Origin of the sequence: Paenibacillus baekrokdamisoli (assembly GCF_003945345.1) — a bacterium.
Lineage (GTDB): Bacteria > Bacillota > Bacilli > Paenibacillales > Paenibacillaceae > Paenibacillus_Z > Paenibacillus_Z baekrokdamisoli.
Genome location: NZ_AP019308.1, coordinates 5462041 through 5488720 on the forward strand (window position 1 = coordinate 5462041; position 26680 = coordinate 5488720).

General features: G+C 47.2%; 20 protein-coding genes. 16 read left to right on the plus strand and 4 right to left on the minus strand.

The window, feature by feature from the left end; genetic code table 11:
* Positions 1–307 precede the first annotated feature (307 nt).
* From EKN16_RS24070 to EKN16_RS24095, 6 genes are all read left to right on the plus strand, one after another.
* Entirely contained in the window at positions 308–1741 is a 1434-nt protein-coding gene (locus EKN16_RS24070) for an ABC transporter substrate-binding protein (protein ID WP_125663084.1), read from the plus strand.
* A gap of 82 nt (positions 1742–1823) precedes the next feature.
* Positions 1824–2762 (plus strand): carbohydrate ABC transporter permease, encoded by a 939-nt coding sequence (locus EKN16_RS24075; protein ID WP_125663086.1) that lies wholly within the window; start codon positions 1824–1826, stop codon positions 2760–2762.
* Complete coding sequence (locus EKN16_RS24080) at positions 2749–3573, plus strand: carbohydrate ABC transporter permease (protein ID WP_125663088.1); 825 nt, start codon at positions 2749–2751, stop codon at positions 3571–3573. Before EKN16_RS24075 ends, EKN16_RS24080 begins: the two co-directional genes overlap by 14 nt.
* 41 nt (positions 3574–3614) lie before the next feature.
* A complete protein-coding gene (locus tag EKN16_RS24085) occupies positions 3615–4547 on the plus strand; it encodes a carbon-nitrogen hydrolase family protein (RefSeq protein WP_164522976.1) in 933 nt (310 codons plus the stop codon).
* A gap of 74 nt (positions 4548–4621) precedes the next feature.
* Entirely contained in the window at positions 4622–5611 is a 990-nt protein-coding gene (locus EKN16_RS24090) for a Gfo/Idh/MocA family protein (protein WP_164522977.1), read from the plus strand.
* A gap of 237 nt (positions 5612–5848) precedes the next feature.
* The gene (locus tag EKN16_RS24095; RefSeq protein WP_125663094.1) at positions 5849–6898 is read left to right on the plus strand and encodes a Gfo/Idh/MocA family protein; all 1050 of its coding nucleotides are present in this window, start codon (positions 5849–5851) and stop codon (positions 6896–6898) included.
* A 451-nt stretch (positions 6899–7349) separates the two neighbouring features.
* Here EKN16_RS24095 and EKN16_RS24100 read toward each other — a convergent pair whose 3' ends face one another.
* A complete protein-coding gene (locus tag EKN16_RS24100) occupies positions 7350–10541 on the minus strand; it encodes a hypothetical protein (protein WP_125663096.1) in 3192 nt (1063 codons plus the stop codon).
* Positions 10542–10749: 208 nt separating this feature from the next.
* On the opposite strand from EKN16_RS24100, the gene EKN16_RS24105 reads away from it, so the two are divergent.
* The 5 genes from EKN16_RS24105 (at position 10750) to EKN16_RS24130 (ending at position 17389) form a co-directional block, all read left to right on the plus strand.
* Entirely contained in the window at positions 10750–11646 is an 897-nt protein-coding gene (locus EKN16_RS24105) for an AraC family transcriptional regulator (protein ID WP_125663098.1), read from the plus strand.
* Between the two features lie 322 nt (positions 11647–11968).
* On the plus strand, positions 11969–13018 hold the full coding sequence (gap, locus tag EKN16_RS24110) for a type I glyceraldehyde-3-phosphate dehydrogenase (RefSeq protein WP_375782042.1): 1050 nt from the start codon (positions 11969–11971) through the stop codon (positions 13016–13018).
* Between the two features lie 142 nt (positions 13019–13160).
* The gene (ppdK, locus tag EKN16_RS24120; RefSeq protein WP_125663102.1) at positions 13161–15854 is read left to right on the plus strand and encodes a pyruvate, phosphate dikinase; all 2694 of its coding nucleotides are present in this window, start codon (positions 13161–13163) and stop codon (positions 15852–15854) included.
* 81 nt (positions 15855–15935) lie between these two features.
* Positions 15936–16559: a helix-turn-helix transcriptional regulator gene (locus tag EKN16_RS24125; RefSeq protein ID WP_125663105.1), complete on the plus strand. Its 624-nt coding sequence runs from the start codon at positions 15936–15938 to the stop codon at positions 16557–16559.
* Positions 16560–16573: 14 nt separating this feature from the next.
* Positions 16574–17389 (plus strand): pyruvate, water dikinase regulatory protein, encoded by an 816-nt coding sequence (locus EKN16_RS24130; RefSeq protein ID WP_125663107.1) that lies wholly within the window; start codon positions 16574–16576, stop codon positions 17387–17389.
* 122 nt (positions 17390–17511) lie between these two features.
* On the opposite strand, the gene EKN16_RS24135 is transcribed toward EKN16_RS24130, so the two are convergent.
* Positions 17512–18306 (minus strand): IclR family transcriptional regulator, encoded by a 795-nt coding sequence (locus tag EKN16_RS24135; protein ID WP_125663109.1) that lies wholly within the window; start codon positions 18304–18306, stop codon positions 17512–17514.
* A gap of 398 nt (positions 18307–18704) precedes the next feature.
* Between EKN16_RS24135 and EKN16_RS33235 the strand changes: the two genes are divergently transcribed.
* The 4 genes from EKN16_RS33235 to EKN16_RS24150 are packed head-to-tail and all read left to right on the plus strand — an operon-like array spanning position 18705 to position 22502.
* Entirely contained in the window at positions 18705–18911 is a 207-nt protein-coding gene (locus EKN16_RS33235) for a hypothetical protein (protein WP_232015991.1), read from the plus strand.
* Positions 18911–19675: a mannonate dehydratase gene (locus EKN16_RS24140; protein WP_232015993.1), complete on the plus strand. Its 765-nt coding sequence runs from the start codon at positions 18911–18913 to the stop codon at positions 19673–19675. The genes EKN16_RS33235 and EKN16_RS24140 overlap by 1 nt, the downstream gene beginning before the upstream one ends.
* A gap of 35 nt (positions 19676–19710) precedes the next feature.
* Entirely contained in the window at positions 19711–21018 is a 1308-nt protein-coding gene (locus EKN16_RS24145) for an aspartate aminotransferase family protein (RefSeq protein WP_125663111.1), read from the plus strand.
* 26 nt (positions 21019–21044) lie between these two features.
* On the plus strand, positions 21045–22502 hold the full coding sequence (locus EKN16_RS24150) for a M81 family metallopeptidase (protein WP_125663113.1): 1458 nt from the start codon (positions 21045–21047) through the stop codon (positions 22500–22502).
* Here the strand turns inward: EKN16_RS24150 and EKN16_RS33550 are convergent.
* On the minus strand, positions 22477–22611 hold the full coding sequence (locus tag EKN16_RS33550; protein WP_260182433.1) for a hypothetical protein: 135 nt from the start codon (positions 22609–22611) through the stop codon (positions 22477–22479). The genes EKN16_RS24150 and EKN16_RS33550 overlap by 26 nt on opposite strands.
* A gap of 21 nt (positions 22612–22632) precedes the next feature.
* Complete coding sequence (locus EKN16_RS24155) at positions 22633–24210, minus strand: extracellular solute-binding protein (protein ID WP_125663115.1); 1578 nt, start codon at positions 24208–24210, stop codon at positions 22633–22635.
* Between the two features lie 123 nt (positions 24211–24333).
* Here EKN16_RS24155 and EKN16_RS24160 point away from each other — a divergent pair, with 123 nt between their 5' ends.
* Positions 24334–26574 carry a helix-turn-helix domain-containing protein gene (locus tag EKN16_RS24160; RefSeq protein ID WP_164522979.1) on the plus strand — a complete coding sequence of 747 codons (2241 nt, stop codon included), beginning with the start codon at positions 24334–24336 and terminating at the stop codon, positions 26572–26574.
* Positions 26575–26680 lie beyond the last annotated feature (106 nt).

Genomic DNA, 26680 nt, shown 5'->3' on the forward strand with positions numbered 1-26680 from the left:
TAAGCATGAAACGAGCGGTCTTCCGTAATAGGGAGGATCGCTTATTTATTTACATATTCTCTTCCTATCCTTGATGCGATAGTGCAAAAAAAACGGAAATATTGATAAAGCTAGCCAAGTGATTAAACGCTATATTTGAAGTAGAAATAACTTCACCTCTCATGGCACTATATATGTCGTGATAATGGCGAGGCAGGAAGGAATGGTTTGTCAAAGTTCGTAAACAGTTGGGGGAGCAGCAAACCAGATTTGTAAGAAGATACCGGCTAGGTGAAGTCAAAATTATACTTGGAGGGTGTGTCGAGTCATGAACCAAGCAAATCGACGGGTTAAATTGATCGCAATCATTGCAGGTCTTACCATGGTATTCGCTCTTGCTGCCTGTGGAAGTGGAAATTCGGTTAATGAAAAACCAAACAGCAAGCCTTCGGAAGCAACGAGTGAGCAAAGCGATCCACCCAAAAGCGATGTGAAGCTGACTTTATGGCATTGGAAGGTTTCGTTCGATCCAGGTTTCAAAGCGGTAGCCGATGCGTTTAAAGAGAAAACCGGCATTACGGTCGAGACGCAAACAACAACTCCGGACGCTGCTTACAGCCAGAAACTCATTGCTTCTGCCGCTGCTTCAAGCTTGCCGGATATATGGGCGACGGATGCCTCTCCTGCCTATCGTGCATTCGATGGCAAGGCTTACGAATGGAGTGGCGAGCTAAGCAAGGATGAGGCATGGAAGAATGGGTTTCTTCCGGCAGCACTGTCCGGCATTACTGTTGCTCAGGCCAATATCGACGCATGGGCAAAGGACGATAAAGCAAGCGACTGGCAGAAAGCGACGAAACCGGGTCAAGTCTATGGCATTCCCATCGACGTAGGCGCGTTCTATATGATCTATGGAAATAAGAAGCTTGTGGAACAGGCAGGTTTGGAAGCCAAAGAGCCGGCTACGTTTGAAGAATGGGTATCCATGATGAAAACGGTGAAGGAAAAGACGGGTACTCCAGGATTTGTGTTCAGCGGCAACGTTGGCGGCGTCTATAATGCATGGTTCCTCAATCTGATTGATTATATGAAGAATGGTGAAGAATCTTTCACGAAGTTCATGAACAGGGAAGAAAAGATGTCCGATCCAAAGCATATATGGGCGTTGAAATTCATCGAGGATTTAACGAAGGGCGGGTTGTTGTTACCGGGTGCGGCCTCTTTGGATATCGATCCTGCGGATCAAGCATTCGCTCAAGGGAAAGCAGCATTCAGCCTGGGAGGCACATTCACCTATGCGAACCTTACCGCAATCGGGATGAATGCGGATGATGTGTTCAGCTTCAGGGTACCCGCGTTCAAGGGTTCAGTCGTACCGGATGCGAAAGTATCCCCGTTCCCGCTTGTTCAAATGGTCGTCAATAATGAAAGCCCGAATAAGGATGCGGCAATTGAATTCGTTAAGTTCCTGACGTCGGAGGAAGGTCAGGTTCTGTACGCGAACCATGCATACGATTTACCGTCGGTGCAGATTAAAGATGGAAGCAAGCTCAATTCTTCTCTTCAAGCGATGGCCGCATCGCTTAGCAGCGAGAGCAACTGGTGGTCGGAAAATTCGGCGATCTGGCAGCAGGTGTTCAAGGAGGATTGGAAGGTTTTCAGTGCGGGAATGGTTAAGGTGATGCTCGGAAACAGTACTGCTGAAGAAGCGGCAGCGGAATACGATAAGGCTGCAGCGGCTTATAAAAAAGAAAATCCTTAAGAAATATCCATAACGCAAATGGATCAAGAAGAAAAAGAGGGGGGACGCCCCTTCTTTTCTGTCTTGCGGATAGGAGGAACGGATGAATTTTCGAAAAGCCGCAAGGCGGGAAGCACTTGCAGGGTATTTACTGATTGCACCGGCAGTTGGTTTGTTTATCGTCATTGGTTTGTTTACGGTTCTTTTTTCAATTGTGCTTTCCTTCTTTAGTCTGCCGCAGGGTCAGTTAATCTGGAACGCCAAATTTGCCGGATTGGATAATTTCAAGGATTTTTTGTTAGGCGGGAACTACATTCTATCGGGATTTTTTAGGCAGGCTCTTGTTAATAATTTGTGGATTGCTTTTGCCATGGTAGTTATTGTCATTCCGCTGGCGCTTTTTATTGCAGTGTTGTTGGAGAGAGCCGTCAGGGGCGTGCGTTTGTTTCGTACGATATTCCTTCTGCCCATGGTCACCTCCTCGGTAGCGATCTATTACGTCTGGCAAGGCTTGTATGATCCAACAGGCTCAATCAACCAATTGTTGGGATCCATCGGTCTTGATTCATGGAGAGCGGAGAACGGCTGGATCGGGGAAATTCACACGGCTTTACCGGCAATTATCATTGCCATCGTGTGGGGGGCGCTTCCGCATAGCCTGATCCTGTTTTTTGCGGGATTGCAAGGCGTGGACACACACTTATATGAAGCTGCTGAGATTGACGGCGCTAACGCTTGGCAGAAGCTGACTCGAATTACTTGGCCGATTTTGAAACCGATTACGGTTATTGTGGTCATCATGAATCTAAACGTGGCGCTGCAAGTATTCGATCAGATCTGGATTATGACCAAAGGCGGACCGGCGGGCGCAACGCAAGTCGTTAATGTGCTCGTGTATCAACAAGCATTTTTTCAGGATGGGGATATGGGCGTCGCGAACGCAATGGGCTGGACGATGTTCATGCTGACGTTTGTGTTGTCTTTGCTTAGCTTGAAGTTATTCCGGGATAAGAGCGGGGGGAATCGCATTGATCAGAGCTAAGACGGCCGCTGTTTATAGCATCCTCCTGCTGTGGAGTGCCTTGTGTCTATATCCTTTATTGTGGATGGTCGGGGCTTCGCTGAAAGCTCCGATGGATGTCATGAGTACTTTCTCTCTGTTTCCGGTAGGAAGATGGCATTGGGAAACCTTTGTGGATGTGTGGAACCGGTTGAATTTCTTTTCCTATTTCTGGAATAGTGTCTTTGTGACGCTCTCAACGCTGATCGGCATTAACGTGCTTTATTCCATGGCGGCCTTTGCCTTTGCAAAGCTGCGTTTTCCAGGAAATAATGCTCTGTTTGTCCTCTTTCTTGGGATGATGTTCGTCCCTGGAATTACGGTTATGGTGCCGCTCTATTTGACCGAAAATTACCTTGGCATTCTTAATACGTATATTGGCTTGATTATGCCCTCCATTAATGGTGCGGCGCCAATGGCGATTTTCTTGTTCCGCAATTATTTTCGCAGCATTCCGCATGAATTGTTTGAATCGGCCAAGATGGAGGGAACGGGCATCATGCGCACCTTGTTCCAGATCTACCTTCCTCTCTCGGTCCCGATCCTTGCGACGCTTACCGCGATTAATTTTCTAGGCTCATGGAACAGCTTGATTCTTCCGATGGTCATACTCAGCGATCAAAGCTTGTTTACACTGCCGATCGGGGTGATGCTGCTGGATTCCGGCGTATTCCGGCAATGGAACGTCCTGATGGCTGGGTCGTTAATCTCGATCGTTCCGATTCTGCTTTGTTTCGGCTTTTTGCAGAAATATTACATTAAAGGGCTGTCCGCCGGGGCAGTTAAAGCGTAAAAGGATAATAACCTTGGAATTCCAATAGGTGGATAAGAAAGGTGAATGCCTTGAAAAAAGTAACGATAAGCAATTTTAATTTTCACTATGGGGTCGTGGAGACGGGGGCTGACGCGGAGGCATGCATTCAGCAAATCGAGCGTTACCTCGCGCAGCGGATTGGGCAGGTGCTGCCGGATCAGCCCGATTTGATTGTGCTTCCCGAGTGCTGTGATATGCCCTCTGGAATAGCCGAGGATGCCTTACAGAACTACTATCGTGTACGGGGCAATCGAATACGGGATAGCTTGTCTTTACTAGCAAAGCAGAACAGCTGCTATATCGCCTACCCGTCTATTCGGCTTGATTCGGATGACAAGTGGTGGAATTCCGTTCAGCTGCTGGATCGGAACGGTAATGTGGCGGGCGTCTATAACAAGAATCATCCTGTTATTATCGAGATCGAGGAAAACCAAATCGAATGCGGAAGAGAAGCGCCTGTTATCGAATGCGATTTTGGCCGTGTCGGCTTTGCCATATGCTTCGATCTGAATTTCGATGAACTGAGATTGAAATATGTCCGCGATAAGATGGATTTAATCTTGTTTCCATCGATGTTTCACGGTGGATTCATGCAGCAATACTGGGCTTATTCCTGCCGAGCTCACTTCGTAGGGGCGATTGCGGGGGGACTGCCAAGCTCGATTGTTTCTCCTGTAGGACAAGCGGTGAGTACGACGTCCAGTTACTATGATTTCGTGAGTACGACGATTAATTTGGATTGCGCCGTTGTGCATCTGGATTATAACAGAAGCCGGCTTGAAGCATTAAGGCAGAAGTACGGCAAGAAAGTAAGGGTTACAGACCCTGGTTACCTGGGCTCCGTACTTCTATCCAGCGAGACAGAGGAGTTCTCAGTAGAAGATATTATTCGCGAGTTTGAAATAGAGAGATTGGACGATTATATGGCACGTTCCAGATTGCATCAAAAATAATAAGGCACTTCAACGCAAAGAGTTCGCCAGCTGCTTATCGCAAATTAAAATTAAATGTAATGGAGATGACCCTATTGAGCTCATTTAAGGTTGGAATTATTGGTTGCGGCGCATTGGGCAGGACGCATGCAGAGTGCATCAAAGAGTTGGAGCATATGGAGACGATCTCTTATTGTGACGTCCATAAGCCAAGCGCGCAGAAGCTGCTGGAGCAATTCGGCGGTAAGCTGGCAACGACGGATGTAGAAGAACTATTCAAAGATACAGAAATTGATGTTATCTATGTCACTACTCAACACGATACACATGCGGATTTATGTATTCGTGCTTTGCAAGCGGGCAAGCATGTTCTGGTGGAGAAGCCGATGGCCATGACGGTGGAGGATTGTGCCCGAATCGGCGAGGTGGTACAAGCGACTGGAAAGAAGCTGTTTACGGCGTACAAAATGCGGTATTACAACATGCTCTGGAAAGCAAAGGAATTGATTCCGCAGCCGATTATGGTCGTTATGCAAATGATGGATAGCCGTTGGGGAGAAGGGATATGGCCTAATGATCCAGTAAAGGGTGGAGGAAATGTCTTAAGCCAAGGCTGCCATTCAACCGACGTGCTGCGTTTTGTAGCCGGAGGTAATCCAATAGAGGTATATGCGGCAGGTGGGAATTATTATCAGCAAAGCGGAGTTATCGACAATCTCACAGCGGTATTCCGCTTTAACAACGGTGCGGCAGGCACGCTCATTCAAGGAGATTGCAGCTGCCCTCCGGTTACGAGCAAATTTTTCATGCAGCTGTTTGCCGAGCATAAGTCCATTACGATCTCCGATCGACTGACCACGTTAACGTATGCAGAAGATGGTAAAGAGACAGTCGTCTATCGGGGTTCTGAATCCGGATTTCTGGAAGAGAACCGCGCGTTCGAGAAGTGTTTAGTCGATGATACACCTCCACCAATCGATCATATTGACGGTTTGTATTCCACACTGATGATTTTGCAAGCTATTGAATCTTTGAAAAGCGGGAAGCCGGAGAAAATCGAAGAGATCGTTGAGCGATATGTCTAATCAGGTGAATGGTGCTGCGAGAACCTAACGCAGAGGTGGAGTGCTAGAGCTACTTGGAAAAAGCCGGATTGAAGGAACATCCGGCTTATATAAGCATGCCCAATTAGAGTAAATTTTACTGCGAAAATACAACACGATTGTGCAAAAAAAACGGATCGTCTGATAAATATCATTCGCAGGGCAGACCGTATGATAAGGATATGAAAGACAATTTTAAGCAGAGTGGGAGAGAGCTCAATGACTAAATTACGTATGGGAATTATCGGCTGCGGCAGTATGACCGCGGAAGCGCATCTTAACGGACTTCTGGAGCTGACGGAAGTTATGGATGTCACTGCTGTATGTGATATTGATATGAAGCAGGCAAACCTATTACAAGCTAAACTGCCTAACGCGATCGCAGTAACGGATTATCACGATTTACTTGATCATGTGGATGCCGTATTAATTGCATTGCCCCATGATTTGCATTATGAGGTCGGAGTCGGTTGTCTTGAAGCAGGCAAACATGTTCTTATGGAGAAGCCGCTGGCGAATACGGAGGAAGAGTGTGAGGAACTGATCCGAATATCCAATGAACGGAATCTTACTCTCATGACGGCGTACCCCGTCCGGTTCTGGCCGATTGTACAAAAGATGAAGGAACTGATCGATGCCAAAGCTTACGGAGATGTGTTCCAAATGTCGGTTTGGACTGAACAGCTAACCCATCCCCCACAAGGGCATTGGGCTACCTCGGCCAAGAGATTGGGAGGCGGGCAATTTTTCAGCCATGGCTGTCATTACGTGGATTTGATGCTCTGGTTCCTGGGTAAGCCGATTAAAGGTACTCACTTTGGTACCAATTTAGGCACGCCTTGGATGGAGCGGGAGGGCACAAGCAATGTCGTCATTGAATTCGAGAACGGTGTTCTCGGCTATCATATGGGGACATGGGGAGCCCGTGGCAGTCGCTTGGGATACAGCATTCATATCCACTGCACCGAAGGAATGCTGGAATATAACCGTGCGGAAGGCAAGCTGTATCTGCATTCGCAAATGCAAGAGGAACGGGCGACAACAGATACGTCTTCTGATGTGACAATCCTGATGGAAGAGAAGGAAGCGGGCAAGCAAACGCAGTTCGAGATTATGCATTTTATCGAATGTATCCGCGATCGAAAATTGCCTTTGACTAATGGCGACATAAGTCTGCAAGGTCTGAAAGTGATCTGGAAATTGTATGATGCCGAGAACGCCAGCACATTAGCTGATTTAAGGGGACTTGGTTTAAGCGAGATTCATTGAGCTGGGTGGATCTACTCAAATTTACTGGCAGCCTCTATAACAGGAGCTTTTCCTGTTAATCTTGCTGAGCGGACTGTGGAACCGCTATTCAGATCGAAACACGACTCCAAACAAGTTCAGCGGACACAGGATCCGCTATCAACTAAAATGCAGCTGATTTCAGATGATTTGCTGGAGAATAGCGTCTTCTCTGTCCTTTAATCCACCTACATGCAGTGATTGGACTGAAATAAGAGCTCTCCTGTCCGCTCAGCATCTGATTACCTTCGACAGTAACCACCAGTTTTGGTGTAGAGACTTAGGACAAGTAAAAAGAGGGCTTACGCCCTCCAATAAAGTTTAGTTTTCTACTCTACTCAGAAAGTATAAAATTCGCCTATCCTTTTCTGATATTTTTGTGGAGGAAACTTGCGTCGCTGCCAGAGGGCAGCGACGCAAGTTTCTTCTTAAATTAATAAATTGCTGCCGCGAATTGATTGCGAATGACATTAACGACGGCTTTAATATCGTCATGCTTGGCTGTGTCCGTTATCCACAGATCGATGTTCAGGAGCAATTGGCTATCGATTTGCGCGACAGCGCCGCTAAAATCCCCGCTTGATGCTTTAGTTATTACCTGCCCGATCGCAGCTGACAGATTTGAGCGTCGCGTTGCCGGCGTTGCGTCGAAAGCGGTGTCCGGAATGTCCGATAACACTTCATTTAACGCCTGAGGATCTTTATAACCGGATTCTGTCAGCGCGTTCAGCATGAAATACATAAAGGCTGTTCCTGAGCGGGTATCGTTCAGGAAAGATCCGTCCACATTTTGCAAGGCGAGCTTAGAATTAATGTATGTGAGCAAATTATCAGTGAAATCAAGATTAGCCACCGCAGCAAGTTCCTTCTTCAGCACCGGGAAATCCGCGTATCGGTTACCCAGATCTCCTAGTACCTTCAGCAGCATATCTTCGACATCGCTATTTCCGTGCAGCTTATTATAGCTGGCCAAGTCTAGGGATTGGACGAAATTGTAGGCGGCTGGCGTTTCACCGATTAATCTCCACCCATAAGGCCAACTGCCGGAATCATATTGAACAGCTTTCAAATTGTTGATTAATCCGTTCATATAGGGCACTAAGTCGGCATCTGAAGTCAAGTTGTACATCAGGCCGAAGATGTTCAGAGCCGTTGCGTCTACATTGTATATTTCAATGGCCGGCCCGGTGACTCCGTTAATCGTAATATCAAGCATGTCGTAGTAGGGAACCGTGCCCCGAGTATGAGCGGTATCGAGCCAGACGTACTTGGTGCCGGGATTCGTCAGCATGTAGTCTTTGCCCTTCTCTAGCGCATCCAGATACTCCGGTTTGCCGAAACGCAAGTAAGCCTCATATAAACCGAGCATCGCTTGCTGGGTGTTGACGGCATTCGTCTCCGTTTTTGGACGAAGTGCGCCAAAGCTTGTATAATCCCACGGCAGTACCCAACCTCCATTTGCCTGCTGGGTATTTAATAATTGTTCGGCCGCAAGATGAGCTTTGTCCAAATAATCCGAATTGCGGGTGATGTCATACATTGCAGCGTAGATCCGGTATATGCTTGTAATACTGTTCGTGTCTGCATCCTGCGGATCGGTTGGCCAGAATCCATGGTAAGTTTTCCAAACCGACCCGGACAACAGCGTATCTAGGTGGCTGTCGAAATGCCCGGCGCTGCTTAGAATGGTTTGACCAACTCCCCAAACCGTGGAGTCTTGGAGAGTGCCATATCCGCGGTTAAGCAATTTGTAGAGGATCGTGGAGTTACTTTTCTTCTCGTGTAGGGCTACAGGGGTTATCAGTGCCCCGGCTTCAGCCGTGAACGTTCCTGAAATCTCGATTGTACCCTCACCATAATTGTTAAGCGCGATAGTGCTGGAGGCGGCATCGAATGTGAGATCTCCAGCAAGCGTATAGCTGTAGGAAGAGGCACCATCAGATAATTGGGAGCTGCTTGTGATAGCCAGTGTTTTGCCGAGCAATGAAAAGGTGTCCAGCAGCGATCGCGTGTTTCCGGAATTCTTGACCTTCAGTGACAGCGTATCATGTACCGTTCCTTTAAATAGACCGGAAAGTGGCAGGATGACGGGACTAGGCTGTTCCGTAAGCTTTGTGATTCGGGCGTTGTCGAACCATACGTCCCCCGAACCGAAATCCAGGAAGGGCCTGATAGCGACATAGGACGCATTGTCTGGCAGCTTCAGATTAACCGTAATTTCCTGCCAATCGTGGGTGCCCGGTGAGCCGGCGAAACGTCGATTATCAATGACCTGATGGCTGGAGTTATAAACGCCGAGCTCGAATCCAACGAATTGGGCCGATACGGAAGAAGTTTTGTGCTCGATGGAAAAGCGATAGAAGGAGCCGCCATTGATGGGAACCGACCACTGGTTAACGGCTGCGCGGCTGCTAGCGTTAACTCCAGACAAGCGGACCGAACCGGCTCCTTCGCGGAAAACGGAGGTCGAGACAGCGGCTGTTCCGCCGTCCAGAAGCGTATAATCCCATCCGTCCGGTATAGAATCGGAGTTGGTATCTCGCTCCAGAGATCCGTTCAGTAATAGGTTACTGTTAACAAGGGACACTGCTTCAGCTGCATCAAACCATGCGTTTCCACTTGCATAATCGAGCACCATTCGGAATGAAAAAAAAGCTGTATCTGCCGGTGCTTTCTTAGACAAACTCACTTGCTCCCAATCATGCGTGCCGGAATTGGCAGGCTGGCGTGCGGACTGCAGGAGCTGATGGCCTTCATCGTAGAATGCGATTTCCAATCCGACAAAACCATTGCCGCTCGCAAGTGTCACTCCATTGGTTTTGAGCTTGGCTTGAAATTGGTATTCTTTATATTCCTGAGCGGGCAAATACCATTGGGAAGCGAATGAACGGCTTGAAGTGGATGAACCCTGAAGCCGCACCGACTTTTGCCCCTGATATTTTTCCGCCGTTACCAGAGAGCCCGATCCACCGGAGGCCACGGAATAATCATACCCATCTGGAACGGAATTGTTATCGATATCCGTTTCCATGTTGCCATTAAGTAATAAATTTTGCTCATCTGCAACGAACGAGGCTACAGAATCGGCCCAAAGGTCTCCACTGCCAAAATCGAGTGCAACCCGGAAGGCATAGGACACCGTACCAGGTGGCGAAATCCATGAGGTTTCTACTTTCTGCCAATCATGTGTGCCCTGAGTGACAGAAGTTCGGACCGAAGCAAGTGATTGGTGGGAGCTGTTGTAGAAGACAAGCTCGAGACCGGCAAATCCGGCAGTCACATTATTTGTTTTGATCCATGAGGACATCGTATATCTGGTATTTTCTACTGCGGGTACGTACCATTGATTAACAAAGGAACGGCTTAGTGAGGATGAACCCGATAATTTGACCGATTTACCGCCCGAATAGAAGAGGTTTGTTGCCAATGCAGCAGTACCTCCGGCGACTAAAGTATAATCCCAACCGTCAGGCACCCCGTTAGAATCAATGTCGGTTTCAAATCCGGGGTTGAGAGCCGTATTCGGCTCCGAAGCTAGTGCTTGACGTGTACCAATCGGTAACAATCCAACAAAGAGCATAAGGACAATTCCGTAGCAAGCCATCTTTTTAAACAAAGGTCTCATTTCTATTTTCCTCCATTCAGTTATTCGTTCCTCGTACTTAACACGGACTCATAACGAAAAGAAAGCAGCTCCTTCCTTATTTGATGGTTAGCTCCTTCTTCTGTGTAATTTCGTGGGGTTATTTATTATAATAAGGGCAGCACATGTGAACGATCTTTGTCATTCTATCCGATTTTTTTATACTATCGTGTTAAGGGAGACGATCTGGATGGCCTACAAACGGGTAACACTTAACGAAGAGATCGTTATTAACCAAATTATCACTTTTCACTACTATGAATTGCCTGGATCCTATGTAACCAAAGGGGAGAAACATAATTTTTGGGAGTTCGTCTATGTCGATAAAGGAGAAATTGATGTTCGATCAGACAGCGGTGTATTTTCCGTCAAGCAAGGGGAAATCGTCTTTTATAAGCCCAATGAATTTCATTCCGGCAATTCAAATGCCAAATCCCCGCCTAATTTGATCATTATTACGTTTGACTGTGACTCAGAGGCTATGAAAATATTCGAGAATAAAAGATTCAGTGTGGACGAGCAGGAGAGAAGATTGCTCACTCAATTAGTTAACGAGGGGTATAATGCGCTGACTCCACGCCTCGATAAACCTTATAAAAAAGAAATGCAAATAAAGAAAAACTCGCTATTCGGAAGCCAGCAGTTGGTCAAGTTGAATTTAGAGATGCTGTTAATACATTTTGCGCGCAGGTTGAAAACAACCGACACCTTTTCCAAGCTGGTGTCAACGATGAATGAAAAGAAAGACTCTGATCTGACCAAACAAATTATAGCTTTTATGAATCGAACGCTTCACAAAAGCTTAACGCTCAAAGATATTTATAACAATTTTACGGTTGGCCGTTCGCAGCTTCTACGGACATTCAAGATGAATACGGGCTATGGCATCATGGAATATTTTAATCGTTTGAAAATTGAGAGGGCCAAAACATTGATCCGCGAGGAACAATATAATTACACGGAGATTGCTGAACGGCTTGGTTACAGCAGCATCCATTATTTCTCCCGTCATTTCAAGCGTTCAACAGGTATGACACCGACAACCTATGCAAGATCGGTGAAGGCGAGGATCCTGAATCATCGGTAATTTCATTGGAAAAGACGTAGAAAATTACTCGGCCAAATCGAATTGAAAATCGGTGAGATTTAATACGAATGAGGAGTCAACCTAAGGGTTGCTCCTCTTTTTTTGTGTAAAGAAAGTATTTAGATAACAAGTCCATTCATAGGGCCTAGTACTAGCTTTGTGATCAACTCAGCGTTAGTGGACCCTAAAAGTCGCTTTATCGCAAATAAGTCATTTTAATGTTTTAATATGAGTCATAAATAATGATTAAAATTAACTATTGCATTATTTATGACTCATAAATATAATAAAGGCATAACATATACCGGAGGAGGATGAACGATTGTTGCGAGTTGGTCTTAGTGGAACAGGACGAATAGGCAGGTTATGTATTCGTAAAGCTTTGTCGCTAAAGTCACGAGATTTTGAATTGACAGTCATAAACACGACATGTGCAATTCATACATTGGCACATTTACTCCAATACGATACTGTTCATGGCAAATGGGATGCAGACATCAAGATAAACAAAGACCAATTAATTATTAACGGCAATCGAATATCCATCGTATCGGAGAGAGATCCAAGTTTAATTCCTTGGAAAGAGTATGGCGTTGAACTCGTCATCGACTCGACAGGAAAATTTACCGACCGTCTTGCGATGGAAAAACATTTGTCATCTGGAGCCCGCAGGGTGCTTTTAACATCACCGGGAAAAGATGTCGATTTGACAATCGTAATGGGAGTCAATGAGGATCGATATGATCCGGCAAGGCATCGGTTGCTTTCGGCAGCCTCATGCACAACGAACTGTTTAGCCCCGGTTCTAGATATTATGGATCAAGCTTTTGGAGTGAAACGGGGATGGATGACGGCGGTGCATGCCTATACCAACGATCAGAATCATATGGACAATCCACATAAGGATTTGCGGCGAGCCCGTTCCTGTACAAGTTCCATCATTCCGACTTCTACGGGAGTGAGTAAGGCTTTGATCGATGTTCTTCCTGGACTTGCTCCGCATATTAAAGGAATTTCTGTACGCGTTCCGACCCAAGATGTTTCTCTACTGGATTTGCAGCTTGTTTTAAAGAGCCCGGTACAGGTTGCTGATGTACAGAAAGCCATTCAAGCAGCGATTACTGGAGAGCTCGGAGCATACGTCGGTTATAACGAGCTGCCGTTGGTTTCTTCGGATTATATCGGTAATGATAAATCGGCTGTTGTTGATGGGCTAAGCATCATGACACAAGAGGATCAGGTGAAATTATTAGCTTGGTATGACAATGAATGGGCATATGCTAGTCGAGTCATCGACGTCACTCGCTTGATCGCTGAAGCAGAACAGCGGCAACTAAAAGGGGGAGAACAATGCGTAACCAAGATGGCGTGATCACAAAAAATGAGTTAGGAATGGCCATTTGTAAGATTTGCAATGAAGTTCTATATACCCTGCCGACGAACCGCCTGAAAAAGTTTTACGTCGTTTGCAACAATGAGGAATGCATAGGGAAAACCAGAGAGGGAGATACAAAATGACATTGAAAATGGTATATTCCTTTACCGAAGGAAATGCGAAAATGAAAGCTTTACTGGGGGGTAAGGGCGCGAATTTGGCGGAAATGACCCGAACAGGTCTGCCGGTTCCTCCTGGTTTCACTATAACGACCGAAGCTTGTCACGCTTTCTTTCATTCTGGCAATCGAATAACAGATGATCTTCTAGCACAAATTAACCTCGGGTTGAAGCAGCTCGAAAGCGATAAGGGTCAAATGTTCGGCGACCCGTCTCATCCGCTCTTGATATCTGTTCGATCGGGCTCTGTAACCTCTATGCCTGGTATGATGGACACGATTCTAAACCTGGGATTAAACGACGAGACGGTGGAAGGATTAGTGGCATTAACCCATAATGATCGTTTCGCTTATGATTGTTACCGCCGGTTGATCCAGATGTTCGGCAGTGTTGTTATGGGTATTGAGGGCTTTCAGTTCGAGCGCCTCTTGACTCGAATGAAAAAAAATCTCGGCATCCAGCAGGATCAAGAGGTTACGGCTGAGGGTTGGCAACAACTCATTTCTGAATACAAACAGTGCGTAAAGACGCATTCAGGCGTTGAATTCCCGCAAAATGTGCATGATCAGCTCAAATTGGCTGTGGAAGCTGTTTTCAAATCATGGCATAACCATAGAGCGCAAGTATACCGTAAAATCAATCGTATTCCTGATGAACAAGGAACTGCCGTCAATGTGCAAAGCATGGTATTCGGCAACAAGGGCGACGATTGCGGTACTGGTGTCGTATTTACCAGGAATCCATCATCGGGTGAGAATGTTATGTTCGGTGAATATCTCATCAATGCTCAAGGTGAAGATGTAGTTGCAGGTGTGAGAACCCCGCAAACTATTGAAACACTGAAGAACATACTTCCGGAAATGTATGACCAGATTGAGCAAGTGTGTAAGCAATTGGAACAGCATTACAAGGATATGCAGGATATCGAGTTCACGGTTGAGAATGGGAAGCTGTACGTGCTCCAAACGAGAAATGGAAAACGAAATGCTCAAGCGGCATTAAAAGTTGCCGTCGATCTCGTTTCAGAAGGCGTGATTAGCAGAGAGGACGCTCTGCAAAGAATTGAAGTTTCCCATCTCGACCAGCTGCTTCACAGGGGAATCGATGAAAGTGCAGTTACTGACGTGATAGCAGTAGGACTACCAGCTTCCCCGGGTGCTGCGATCGGAATCGTCGCGTTCGATGCGGATACCGCAGCAGAGTGGAATAAAGCAGGTAAACAGGTGATTTTGGTTCGCTCTGAAACGACGCCCGAAGATATTCATGGCGTACTTGCAGCCGAAGGCGTCCTTACCAGCCGCGGAGGAATGACTAGTCACGCTGCGGTTGTGGCACGGGGAATGGGTAAGCCTTGCGTTTGCGGCTGTGAAGGTGTGCGCATTGATTTGCAGGCAAAGCAGATGTTTGCGGGTGATAGAATCGTTGAGGAGGGAGACTGGATTACTTTGGATGGAGTGAGTGGAAGAGTTATCCAAGGTGCCGTCCCTCTGAAAGAGGCAACCGTGACGGATGAACTTCTCCAGATTCTGCAATGGGCCGATGAAGTCCGCAAATTACGAGTGTACGCCAATGCTGATAATCCTGAAGACGCGGAAATAGCGCGTGGCTTTGGAGCAGAGGGAATCGGCTTGTGCCGGACGGAGCATATGTTCTTCTCTCCATCTCGTTTGGCGGTCATGCAGAGAATGATCATGGCTGATTCGCTAGAAGAACGCAAGATAGCGTTGGATCAGCTTTTGCCCATGCAGCAATTTGATTTCGAGGGGATCTTTAAAGCTATGGATGGACTTCCTGTCACCGTTCGGCTTCTGGATCCGCCTTTACACGAATTTCTGCCCAATTTGAGCGAGCTGCAGAGCAAGCTTCAAAGTTCGGATACGGACGAGGAAAAGGTGCAGCTGCAGCAAATGATCCGCAAAGTTAATGCCCTGCATGAATCCAATCCGATGCTTGGTCAGAGGGGCTGTAGATTGGGTATCGTTTACCCGGAAATCTACGATATGCAAATCGAAGCCATTTTCAAAGCAGCATCCGCATGTATAGATAGAGGAGTATCTGTGCATCCGGAAATAATGATTCCTCTTGTCGGCGATGTGAGCGAGCTGAAAATATTGAGAGAACTTGTTGATGAAGTGGCTGAACAAGTGCTCAGTGCGGATAAAAAAAGAGAATGCAGGTATAAGGTTGGGACGATGATCGAAGTGCCGCGTGCCGCCCTTACGGCTCGGCGAATCGCAGCCCATGCAGACTTTTTCTCTTTTGGTACAAATGATTTAACACAAATGACTTATGGCTACAGCAGGGATGATGCGGAGGGTAAATTTCTAGCACATTACCTGGACAAAAAACTTCTACCCCATAATCCATTTCAAGTGCTTGACTCTGAAGGGGTAGGCCAATTAATCGATCTTGCTGTGACAGCAGGACGCGCTTTGAAGCCAACACTGAAAACAGGCATTTGCGGAGAGCATGGAGGGGATAAGGATTCGATCGCTTTCTGCCACCAAACCGGATTGGATTATGTCAGTTGCTCCCCATACCGAATTCCAATGGCTAGAATTGCCGCCGCCCAAGCTGCAATTGAACATAATAATCAGGTAGAGAAGCAGGCAGAGAAGCAGGCAGAGAAGCAGGTAGAAGCAAAAGCAGTGTGATCCATCAATCGGATCGGTTACAATGGTGGAAGACGTACGACGCAATGGGAGGGAACAACGATCGAACTATCATCCCGCCAATTGGAAATTATCGAATTGGTCCAGAAACGTGCTCCGATTACAGGAGAACAAATCGCTGAGCTTCTTGGATTAAGCCGACCCACCATCCGGTCCGACCTGGTGCTGCTTGTGATGTTGGGTTATATCGATGCGAAGCCTAAAGTCGGTTATTTTATCGGCAATGCCGTGATGAAACAGAATTCTAATGTTACCCAAATTACACAGCAGCTAGTCAGTGATGTGATGGGTATCCCTGTGGTTCTTCGAGAGACGGCGACCGTAAGCGATGCGGTCGTCACTCTTTTTCTCGAAAATGTAGGGAGTATTATGGTCGTAGATGCATCCGGTGCACTGGCTGGTATCGTTTCACGAAAGGATTTGCTGAAAGTGACACTGGGTAACGCTCAGGCGTCTCCCATTTTGCTCAGTATGGTGATGACCCGCTACCCGAACATCGCCACGGTGTCCCCTGACGACACGGTCCGTGAGGCGATGAGCAAAATGATTTCCCACCAAGTGGATGGTTTGCCTGTCGTTCACCCTATGAATCCATCAGAAGGATCGCCCAAAGTGGAAGTGATCGGCAGAATAACGAAAACAACCATTACGAAGTTGCTGTTCGATGCGACTGCGGGGGATCAATAGGGGGCGAATACAGGTTGAATGAACAAATAAGCACCATTTTTGTTTGCTCCGATTCAGTAGGAGAAACCGCAGAGGCTGTCGTTCGCGCGACGGTTCGACAATTCGATACCGAGAATGTGAACATTAGGCGCTGGGGACATATCAAATCTGAAGAAGAGATTCGCAAAATCATGGAAGAGGCCGCTCGAATCGGCAGTTTTGTCGTGTACACGCTTGTTCTTCCAGAATTAAGAGAAATGATCCGGCAAGAGGCTGTCCGTTTAAAGGTGTTTGCCGTGGATGTCATGGGACCTGTAATGGAAGCTTTTATACATACATTCAACTTTTCACCGAAACAAAAACCCGGTCTTCTTCACCAAATGGATAGGGAGTATTTCAAAAGGGTAGAAGCAGTTGAATTTACAGTGAAATGCGACGATGGGCAGGACCCGGCTTCTTGGAAACAAGCGGATCTTGTATTACTTGGTGTCTCCAGAACGTCTAAGACACCGCTAAGCATCTTCTTGGCACATAAAGGGTACAAAGTGGCCAACTATCCGATCGTTCCTGAAGTCAAGCCGCCTAAAGCTCTGACTGAATTGAAGGAATGCAGGTTCATCGGATTGACCATGAGACCGGAAAGCCTGGTTAATATTCGAACGGAACGTTTGAAAGCGATGGGGCTGCCCTACGGAGTCACTTATGCATCATTAGAACGGGTTGTCGAAGAGTTGGAACAGGCCCAATCTCTCTTCCGGCAGCTAGGCTGCATGGTTATAGATGTCACAGAACAGGCAATCGAAGAGACGGCGGGAACGATTATGGAGGCATTGGCTTTTCAATCCAAATAGTTCAATGACTTACGGTCAAATTGTCCATTGATTTACGGTCAAATTGTTCAACAAAATGCACGCGGCGAGAAGTTCGCCGCGTGCATTTTTATTGCGTTATTCGTCCATATAGGTTTATTCAATTAGTTGCTTTGCGCTATTGTATGGTAATAAATACGCAAGCTTAAGTCCTTAGCGCTCTGCTTAACACAGTTTTGGGCACTCTGCCACAGCTCATCGGTCAGCCGCGTCTCAGGGATGGAGATGCCAATGGCGGCTACCGCTTCATTATTCGCATTGCAGATGGGAGCTGCTACACAGCGTACACCTTGAACGGCTTCTCCATAGCTATAGAAGAGGCCTCCTTCGCGTGCTTCCCGAATCTGTTCGAGCAGCTGGTCTAAGTCATTGATCGTCGATTCCGTCAGCGTACCCAGCGATTTATCGGAATAGATGGAGGCGACTTCATCGTCGGTGTATTTGCTTAGCATGGCTTTACCCATCGCAGTGGAATGGATCGGAAGCTTCATCCCCATATGGGAAACGAATCGAATGGGATGACTGCTTTGTTTCTCGGAAACGTAGAGGATCTTATCCCGATCCCTGATCGACAGGAATACCGCTTCGTTAATGTCGCCTACTATCTTTAATGCAATTTGCTGAAATTCAGAGATCAAATCCGTGTTCCGGGTATATTTCGTCGCGATTTCCAGCAGCTTGTGGCCTAGGCGGAACTGTTTCTCGCTATTATCGCTCTCCAGGTATCCCCGCTCAAGCAAGTTTTGAATGATCTTATAGGTACTGCTCGTCGGTAAATCCAGCCTTCGGGAAATTTCCATCAAATTGAGCGGATGCTGTTCATCGGCAAGCAGCTCCAATATATCCAATACACGGTCGGCCGATTTAACGAAGGCCACCTGCTTTCCGGTATTTTCCATTAAAATTCCTCCTGCGAAAACAAATTTCTTAATGGTAATAAGCTATAGATGAATTTACATCAAAAATGGATCATTGTCCATCAGACATACGACTCCAAGGTCGGATGGAGTTTTGCGACAATGAACGGCGGAGACTATATTCAAGGAATCTATTCAACTATTCGGAAAATCACCTTGAAAAAATGCAAATAGAAAATTATTTTCTTGATATAAAATAAACCCTTTGCTATTATGAAAAAAAACAACGAAAAAGTGAGCCCCATGAGACTGCATAATAAAGTCGCGATTATTACGGGCGGGCACGTTCAATCGGGAAAGCTGTAGCCGTGAGATTTGCTGAAGAAAGCGCTTCCGGTAAAAGTGGACGGCGGCTGGATGATGCATAAAGGAGCATAGAGATGAAAATTGCAGAACTACTCAATCAGTCCGCGGATCCACAGTGGACATTATCCAAGCAAGCGGGCGTCACGCATGCTGTCGGAAGATTGCCGACCAAATCCAACGGGGAAGTATCGTGGGATTATATGGCCTTGCTGCAAATGAAGAAGCGGTTCGATGATTTCGGTTTAAAGCTTGAGGTGCTGGAACTGGCTATGAGATGCTGATGAACAACATCAAGCTGGCTACGGATCAGCGCGATAATGAAATTGCCCAAATTCAGAATTTGATTCGCAACATGGGCAAGCTGGACATTCCTGTATTGTGCTACAACTTCATGGCGCACTTCAACTGGATCCGGACCTCACTGGCTGTACCGTCTAGGGGCGGTGCATTAGTCACCGGTTATGACCATACTCTCATGAAGGAAGCTCCTCTAACCGAAGCGGGTGTTGTGACGGAGGAGCAGCTATGGGAGCGGCTTGAATATTTTCTGAAGAAAGTGGTGCCGGTTGCAGAAGAAGCAAAAGTGAAGCTATCCCTTCATCCTTGCGATCCGCCGCTTTCACCGATCAGAGGGATATCCCGTATTATCACGAGTGCCGCAGCTATGAAGAGGGCTATCAATCTCGTACCGAGCGAATATAGCGGGGTAACGTTTTGTCAGGGAACCTTTGCTACTGCCGGGGAAGACATACCGGCTTTGATCCGTGAGCTTGGCGGCCTTGGCAAAATATTTTTCCTTCATTTTCGCGATGTACGGGGCACGCCCGAAAAATTCGTGGAAACTTTCCACGACGACGGTCAGACGAATATGTTCGAAGCGATTAGAGCCTACAAGGAAGTCGGCTTTGACGGACCGGTAAGGGTTGACCATGTTCCCACGATGGAGGGCGAATATAATCTGGATCCAGGCTATGCCTCGATCGGTCGATTGTATGCGCTTGGATATTTGAAAGGGCTGCTTGAAGGTGCAGGATACCAATATTAAGTCCAAATCCTAAGATGATAAATGGAGGCAATCAAATGACAGTATTCGAAACTTCAAAAACAAAGTTCGCGGAATCCCGCAACTATCTTGCCGGCGGCGTATCCAGCTCCCTGCGTGCTTCAATGAAGCCGGTCCCGCTTTATGCAGCTTCAGGAAAAGGCTCGCACATCCGGGATGTCGACGGCAATGAGTACGTTGATTACATGTTGGCTTACGGTCCATTGATTCTCGGACACGCGCATGACGGCTTAACCGAATCGATTCTTGAAGCCATGCGCAAGGGTTACACTTATGGCGTTCAGCATCAGGGGGAAATCGAACTCGCACAGCTGTTATGCGAAGTACTGCCATGTGCGGACAAAGTGTCGCTGAGCGGCTCCGGTACCGAAGCGGTCATGCTGGCGTTAAGGTTGGCCCGCGCTCACACGGGCAGAAGCAAAGTTATCCGTTTTCACGGTCACTACCACGGCTGGTCGGATGCCATCTTCACCTCTTTTCCCAGCGCGGATATGAAAGGCCATGCGGCCAATAACGATGCAGCGGTTTCACCGGGGACTAACGGACAGAGCGCAAACAGCTTGTCCGATGTCATTTTGCTGCCATGGAACGATAAAGCTGCACTTGAGTCGACGCTTCGTACCCGACATTTGGAGATCGCGGCTGTCATTACCGAACCTGTTATGTGCAACTCCGGCTGTATTCTTCCTGAGGAGGGGTACCTTGAATTGATTCGCGATCTCACTAAAGAGCTTGGAATCGTGATGATCATGGATGAAGTTATTACGGGATTCCGGCTCGGAATCGGCGGCGCCCAGGAAAAATTCGGCATTACGCCCGATCTCGTAACCGTAGGCAAGGCGCTCGGCGGAGGCATTGCGATTAGTGCGGTTGGCGGCCGGGAGGCCATTATGAAGTTGGTGGATGACGGGGTAGTCAGCCATCTCGGAACCTTGAATGGCAACGGCGTATCCACGGCGGCAGCGATTGCTACGATCCGCGAGCTCCGCAAAGATAATGGGGCCGCTTTTGCCCATATTGAAGGTTTGACCGGTACTTTGGTCGAAGGCATCCGGTTATTATTCAAGCAGCACGACGTGCCGGGAGTCATTAATCAAATTGGACCCGTATTTAATTTCATGTTTACAGAAGAAGCGGAAATCCGGGGCTTCGATGCTTACAATAGACGCGATTCGGCCAAATATGCCCGTTTCGCCGAGCTGATGCTGGATGAGGGAGTTCTCGTTCGTCCGAACGGATTGTGGTACATGTCGACTGCGCACAGCGAAGCGGATATTAAGAAGACGCTTGCGGCGATCGGCAACGTGCTTCTGAAGTTGAAATAATCTGAAGTCAGGCGGAGGGGATTCGGATGAGACTCTTAGTAGCGGGCGTTTTCCACGAAACAAACACATTCGCTCCAGGGAAGACGGAAATCGAGCAGTTTCAAGGTGAATGGGTAGAAAGGACGGGCGCCTACTTCGAACGATACACAGGAACCCGAACAAGCATGGGAGGGTTAATCGACGCGGCCGCTGCTGAGAACGCGGAGCTGGTGTGCGGAGCTTATTTGTCCGCCATGCCGTCAGCTATGGTGTCGGCTTCAGCCGCGGAAACCCTTCTTGACAAACTGGTTTCCACGGTTGATGCGGAAGCCGACGGCATTATCGTCATTCTGCATGGGGCTATGGTGGCGGAAGGTATTGCGGACATGGAGGCTGAAGTGCTTCAACGCATTCGGATCAGAGTTGGACCACATGTGCCGATCGCGATTACGTTGGATATGCATGCGAATGTCAGCCAGGAGATGCTGGATCATGTGCAGATCGTGACCGGCTATGACACTTACCCGCACGTCGATGCTTATGAACGAGCCGTCGAAGCACTTGTGTTATTGGCGCGTACGGTGCGGGGGGAAATTACACCCGTCCAAGTGCTTGCCCGGCCGGGAATGCTGATCGTGCCGCCGGTGATGCTGACAGATGAAGCGGGTCCGATGCGGGAACTGATGGATAGGGCATTCGAGATGGAGCGGGAACCGGGTGTGCTCAGCATTATGGTTGCAGGAGGTTTTCCCTACAGCGATGTGCCGGCTGCAGGAATGGCTTTCGTCGTTACGACGGATGGAGATTCAGCGCTTGCGCAAGGGCTGGCCAACGAGCTTTCATTGATGGCTTGGGAACGCCGGGAGCGATTTGTCAGTCCGGCTTATCTGCCGGCGGATGCCCTGCGATTAGCCATGGAAGAGCCGAAAGGCCCGGTTGTCCTTGTCGAAGGCTCCGATAATGTCGGGGGCGGAGCTCCTGGAGACGCGACATTCCTGCTCGGACATTTAGTCAACGCCCCGGTTAAGAGCCTGATCGTGATTTACGATCCGGAAGCGGTTAAGCTTGCCCACCGACTTGGAGTCGGCGGAGCGTTCGAGACCGAGATCGGCGGCAAAAGCGACCGGCTGCATGGCGATCCGGTTGCCGTTCGAGGACGGATTCGGTTGCTATTCGACGGGAAGTACACCCATATTGGCGCTTATATGACAGGCCAGAGAGCGGATATGGGGCTAACCGCTGTTATTGAAGTCAATCAATTAACATTAATTGTTACGGAACGAAGGACAGCACCTTGGGATCCCGGCCATGTCGTTTCACTTGGGCTGCGCGCGGAGGACTACCACATCATCACGGTTAAAGCGGCAATCGCTTGGAAGACGGCGTTCGGGGACATTTGCACCAAGTCTATTCTCGTCGATACTCCCGGCTGTTGCGCGGTGGACGTGAACCATTTTAACTATAAGCAAATCGTCAGGCCTATCTACCCGCTCGATCGTGAATAATAAGTGATGGAGAACCCTTCATTCCCGCTACCATGCGAATCGGATGTCCCGTTAAGATGCCTGCCGTACATAAATGATTAGATGAAGAGGCCGCCGCTGATATAATCATTGGCCAGCCTCTTCTTGTTTTTTAGCGAGCCTCTGAGGCAGCAGACTTCACTTGTTTTTCGAAGTTTTTAATAATTTGGAAACCGTTATACTGGCTCATAATTTCATTGTAATAGACAGGCCATTGCTTTCCCGATTGATCGGAGAACAGCATTTTGACCTGCAGCTCATTTTGCCTGGCCCGGAAGGCGCCTACATCAATGCCGATGGGCGGCGCCAAAGCAACGCCAAGCTTCGCTTTAACCGGGAGCTGGGCTAGGAATGTCTTGATTTCCTTGTCTCTAGCTGTCATTGTGGGATCAACAACCTGCAAGCCTAGCACGCTCGGGGTTTCCGGAGTGAAGAAGCTCCATAATTTCAACGAGTTGAAATTATGCTTCTGATCCTCCGTCTCCTGCGGTAATAACGTGATCGCGTTTCCGCGACGTGAATAGTACTTCCCCTCAATACCGTAATGGGTGAGGAGATAACCTTCTTCACTCGATAGCCAATCCAGTATTTCCACTATTTTTTTTATTTTCTCAGGATGCTTGTCGGCTGTCATTTTGGCGAATACAAAAGGATACTCAGGTGATCCTCCTGCCCTTAACGGCTGATTACCCAGCGGGTTAAAGGGTACCCAGTTGGCGTTCGGATCTAGCTTGCGACTAAGCGATTGAATGCTTGCCGGATTAGCATCTAAGGCGAAATCAACGGTTTGGCCAAGGATAACGCCTGCTTTTCCTTCTATCACTTTGTCGACATGCTCCGTTCCGGAGTTGAAGAACCAGTCAGGATCGATTAATCCCTCATTAATTACCCGGAGAATGTCATCCACGACATGTTCGACTCGCAAATCCGATTCCATGTCGACAAGCTTATTATTATTCATATAAGCCGGATATACGAGACCGTTCTTTGCATACTCAGGCCAGTCAGTAGACAGACTTGAATTGTTGCCCGATGTCGTGAATCCATAAGTATCCTTCTTGCCATTTCCATCCGGATCATCGAATGTAAAGGCGCGTAACACCTGCAAATACTCGTTGTAATTATGCGGGATTTGAAGTCCCAGCCGCTTGAGCCAATCTTGACGGATATAGTAGCTTCGATAGGAATTCTTATCATAGGGAATCGGAGCACGATAGAAGCGATTATGGATTTGATATTGCTTCAATTCCTTCTCGGATACCCAGTACTTGAAGTAATTTGGCATCGTAAGCTGGGATATGTAAGACGACATATCTGCAAGCACACCATCAAGTGAAAGCTTGGAGGCACCGTCGTTGCTTCTGTCGATCCACATATCGGGAGGGTTGTTGGCAAACAGTAAAGTCTCGATCTTGGCGTTGTAATCATTTCCGGGTATCATAGCGGTAAGATGGATACGGACGTTAAATTTTTTCTCAATGATTTGGCGAATAAAATCAGTATCCCCCTCAGGTAATACCGTATCCGCGGATACATTAATGAACAGGTTCAAAGGCATGATTTGTTGATCTTCATTTGCAGGTGCAAGAAGAGCTGGTTTATTATTTTGCGTCCAAATGCTCCAACAGAGAACGAATAAACCGATAACTAGGAAGACGCTTAACGGCAAGATTGAACGGTATCGCAGCATCTATTTTCCCTCCAAATCGATCATTGCTGATTACTTATTTAATATGTTAAGTTATTTCCTATAGAAAATATATGACTTCTGGATAATAAATTTTGCTAGCTATTGAGAGGAATGAGGAGTGCTATGAAGACAAATTGGTTTAATAGACTATTGCTCTCCTATTTGCCGGTCTTTTTTATTATTACGTTAAGCCTGCTGCTCATGACCTTCCTTACCTTAAGTGAAATGTCCAAGAAGGCTTCTGTAAAGGCGAATAATGCACTATCTCACAATATATCAAAGCTGATAGACAGCAAGCTTGCAGACATAGATTCCTTATTGGTATATGAAATACAGAATAATGAGAAGATCAAGCAGTTTTTCTCGGACAATCCTAAGGAAAACCGTCACTATACGGATATCCAAGCTTCTTCAGCATTAAAGGAGCTGCTGCAGAACAATCCAACTATTGACTCCATCTATTTGTACCGAACTCCGGATCGAATCATCCTTACTCCGTCCACGCTTACTGAATTGAATGATTTTACAGACAGCCAATTCATTGGTTTCTCCTTGAACAGCCGCGTTCCGTACCATTGGACATACCGATCCGTAGAGCCCCAAATTACCGATGGCAACAACACCCGAAGAGTAATTAGTTTGGCCAAAAACACGAATCTGAGCAATTTAAGCATCCTGATCGTCAATGTCCGAACCGAATCTCTTCTTGGATGGATTGCCAGCATGACCGACAATAATTCAACCTTTGTGCATCTCAATGATGAACACGGCAATCTCATTGTCTCTACGGAAGCAGATGCCGATGGAAAGACATCCGGTATGAGGGCCGGCACAGTTCTATCCTCTTCTATTTCGGAACAAACAGGCTGGATCATATCCAGCGGCACTCTTAACGGCGGGATTCTGGAGTTTGTGTCCTCCCTATTCTACGTATGGATGGCTATTGCTTCGGTAATTGTTATTGCCGGTTTGACCTGGATTATCTATGTGTCTAGGCGTCAATACAAGCCGGTTCTTACTTTAATGAACATGATTTCAGGTGCACGCAAAGACTCTCCTACTCATCCAAAGACGGAGAAGGTTGATGAATTCAAGTTTATTGAATCTTCGATCGAAGAGCTTTTGGATGAATCGAATATGCTTCAGGAGCAGCACAAAGAATTGTCCGTGTACCACAAGAGACATCTGTTTCTTAGCTTAATGGAAGACGCGAATGACAATGCTAACTTTGGCAATTCTCTCGAAGAAGAATTATCGCGGCTTGGAATCAATCAACCTGTGAGCGGCTCGCTCGTCGCGATTGTTGAGATCGATCAATACGCGGAATTTGTGATCCAATACGGGAGCGATCAGCATTTGCTGAAATACATCCTTGGCGCATCAGTGAAAGAATTAGTCGAGAACAAGCCTTTTACCGTATGGACCGAATGGATTTCTAATTCCAAGATGGGGGTTCTCTTTCTATTTCATCATCAGGAAAGCCAGCAGGAAGTACTGGAATGCTGCGAGACGCTAAGGGATTGGGTATCCAATAATTTGGACTTTACAGTGACGATAGGGGTAGGTCATCTGTTCCATGAATTGGAGCTGACCTCGGAATCCTTCCGGGAAGCGGTTAATGCGGTGGGTTACAAGTCATCATTGGGAATGAACCGGATTATTACGCCCAATCATGTGGTTTCCAAGCCGAAGGGTGAATTATTCAAGCAACTGCAGGTTTTTAGAATCATTAGTCAATCGTTCCGGCTTGGAGACGAGAAGTGGGAATACTATTATCAGGAAATGTATCAGACGCTCCAGGATCAGCTCTATACCCATGATGATCTATCCAGTCTTATGCAGGTTCTGATTGGATATTTGCAGAAGGAAATGGCTGAGCTGACCGAGGAGTTAAACAACGTTTGGATTCGGGATGTACAGCCTTCATTGCTGATGGCTCTTAAAGAAGAAACGCAGGATGAAGTATATAAGACCTTTTATAATATTCTGAAGGCTGCCTTTGATAGGCTCAACAAACTGCGCGAAAGTAAGTCGTCACATCAGCTCATGCATCAGGTCAAAATGTACATCGTCGACAATTATAGCAACCCCGATCTATCTCTCACCCATCTTAGCGATGAATTCGGATTAAATGCCAAATACTTAAGCCGCCTCTTCCGGGAGGCATTCGGGATGAAGTTTGTTGAGTATGTATCCAATATCCGAATGGAGAAGTCGGAACAATTGCTCTTGGAAACAGATGAGACGATCCAAGATATCGGCCGTTCTGTCGGGTATGATCAGTCTCTGACTTTCATTCGCGTATTTAAGAAGCATACCGGTGAAACCCCAGGACAATATCGAAAGAATAATCGTACAATTTGAAGCCCTGCATGGTGTTGCGGGCTTCTTTTTTTCACAAAATAAATAGCGATGAGGAGAAAAGTCTATTGCGGACTTATCGTCTATCGCCTAAAAACCGCAGCTTGTT

Excerpts from the sequence above, each read along its gene's own strand:
- EKN16_RS24070 (WP_125663084.1), top strand. The coding sequence starts at position 308 with ATGAACCAAGCAAATCGACGGGTTAAATTGATCGCAATCATTGCAGGT.
- EKN16_RS24075 (WP_125663086.1), top strand. The coding sequence starts at position 1,824 with ATGAATTTTCGAAAAGCCGCAAGGCGGGAAGCACTTGCAGGGTATTTA.
- EKN16_RS24095 (WP_125663094.1), top strand. The coding sequence starts at position 5,849 with ATGACTAAATTACGTATGGGAATTATCGGCTGCGGCAGTATGACCGCG.
- EKN16_RS24100 (WP_125663096.1), bottom strand. The coding sequence starts at position 10,541 with ATGAGACCTTTGTTTAAAAAGATGGCTTGCTACGGAATTGTCCTTATG.
- EKN16_RS24105 (WP_125663098.1), top strand. The coding sequence starts at position 10,750 with ATGGCCTACAAACGGGTAACACTTAACGAAGAGATCGTTATTAACCAA.
- ppdK (WP_125663102.1), top strand. The coding sequence starts at position 13,161 with ATGACATTGAAAATGGTATATTCCTTTACCGAAGGAAATGCGAAAATG.
- EKN16_RS24135 (WP_125663109.1), bottom strand. The coding sequence starts at position 18,306 with ATGGAAAATACCGGAAAGCAGGTGGCCTTCGTTAAATCGGCCGACCGT.
- EKN16_RS33235 (WP_232015991.1), top strand. The coding sequence starts at position 18,705 with ATGAAAATTGCAGAACTACTCAATCAGTCCGCGGATCCACAGTGGACA.
- EKN16_RS24140 (WP_232015993.1), top strand. The coding sequence starts at position 18,911 with ATGAACAACATCAAGCTGGCTACGGATCAGCGCGATAATGAAATTGCC.
- EKN16_RS24145 (WP_125663111.1), top strand. The coding sequence starts at position 19,711 with ATGACAGTATTCGAAACTTCAAAAACAAAGTTCGCGGAATCCCGCAAC.
- EKN16_RS24150 (WP_125663113.1), top strand. The coding sequence starts at position 21,045 with ATGAGACTCTTAGTAGCGGGCGTTTTCCACGAAACAAACACATTCGCT.
- EKN16_RS33550 (WP_260182433.1), bottom strand. The coding sequence starts at position 22,611 with ATGATTATATCAGCGGCGGCCTCTTCATCTAATCATTTATGTACGGCA.
- EKN16_RS24155 (WP_125663115.1), bottom strand. The coding sequence starts at position 24,210 with ATGCTGCGATACCGTTCAATCTTGCCGTTAAGCGTCTTCCTAGTTATC.
- EKN16_RS24160 (WP_164522979.1), top strand. The coding sequence starts at position 24,334 with ATGAAGACAAATTGGTTTAATAGACTATTGCTCTCCTATTTGCCGGTC.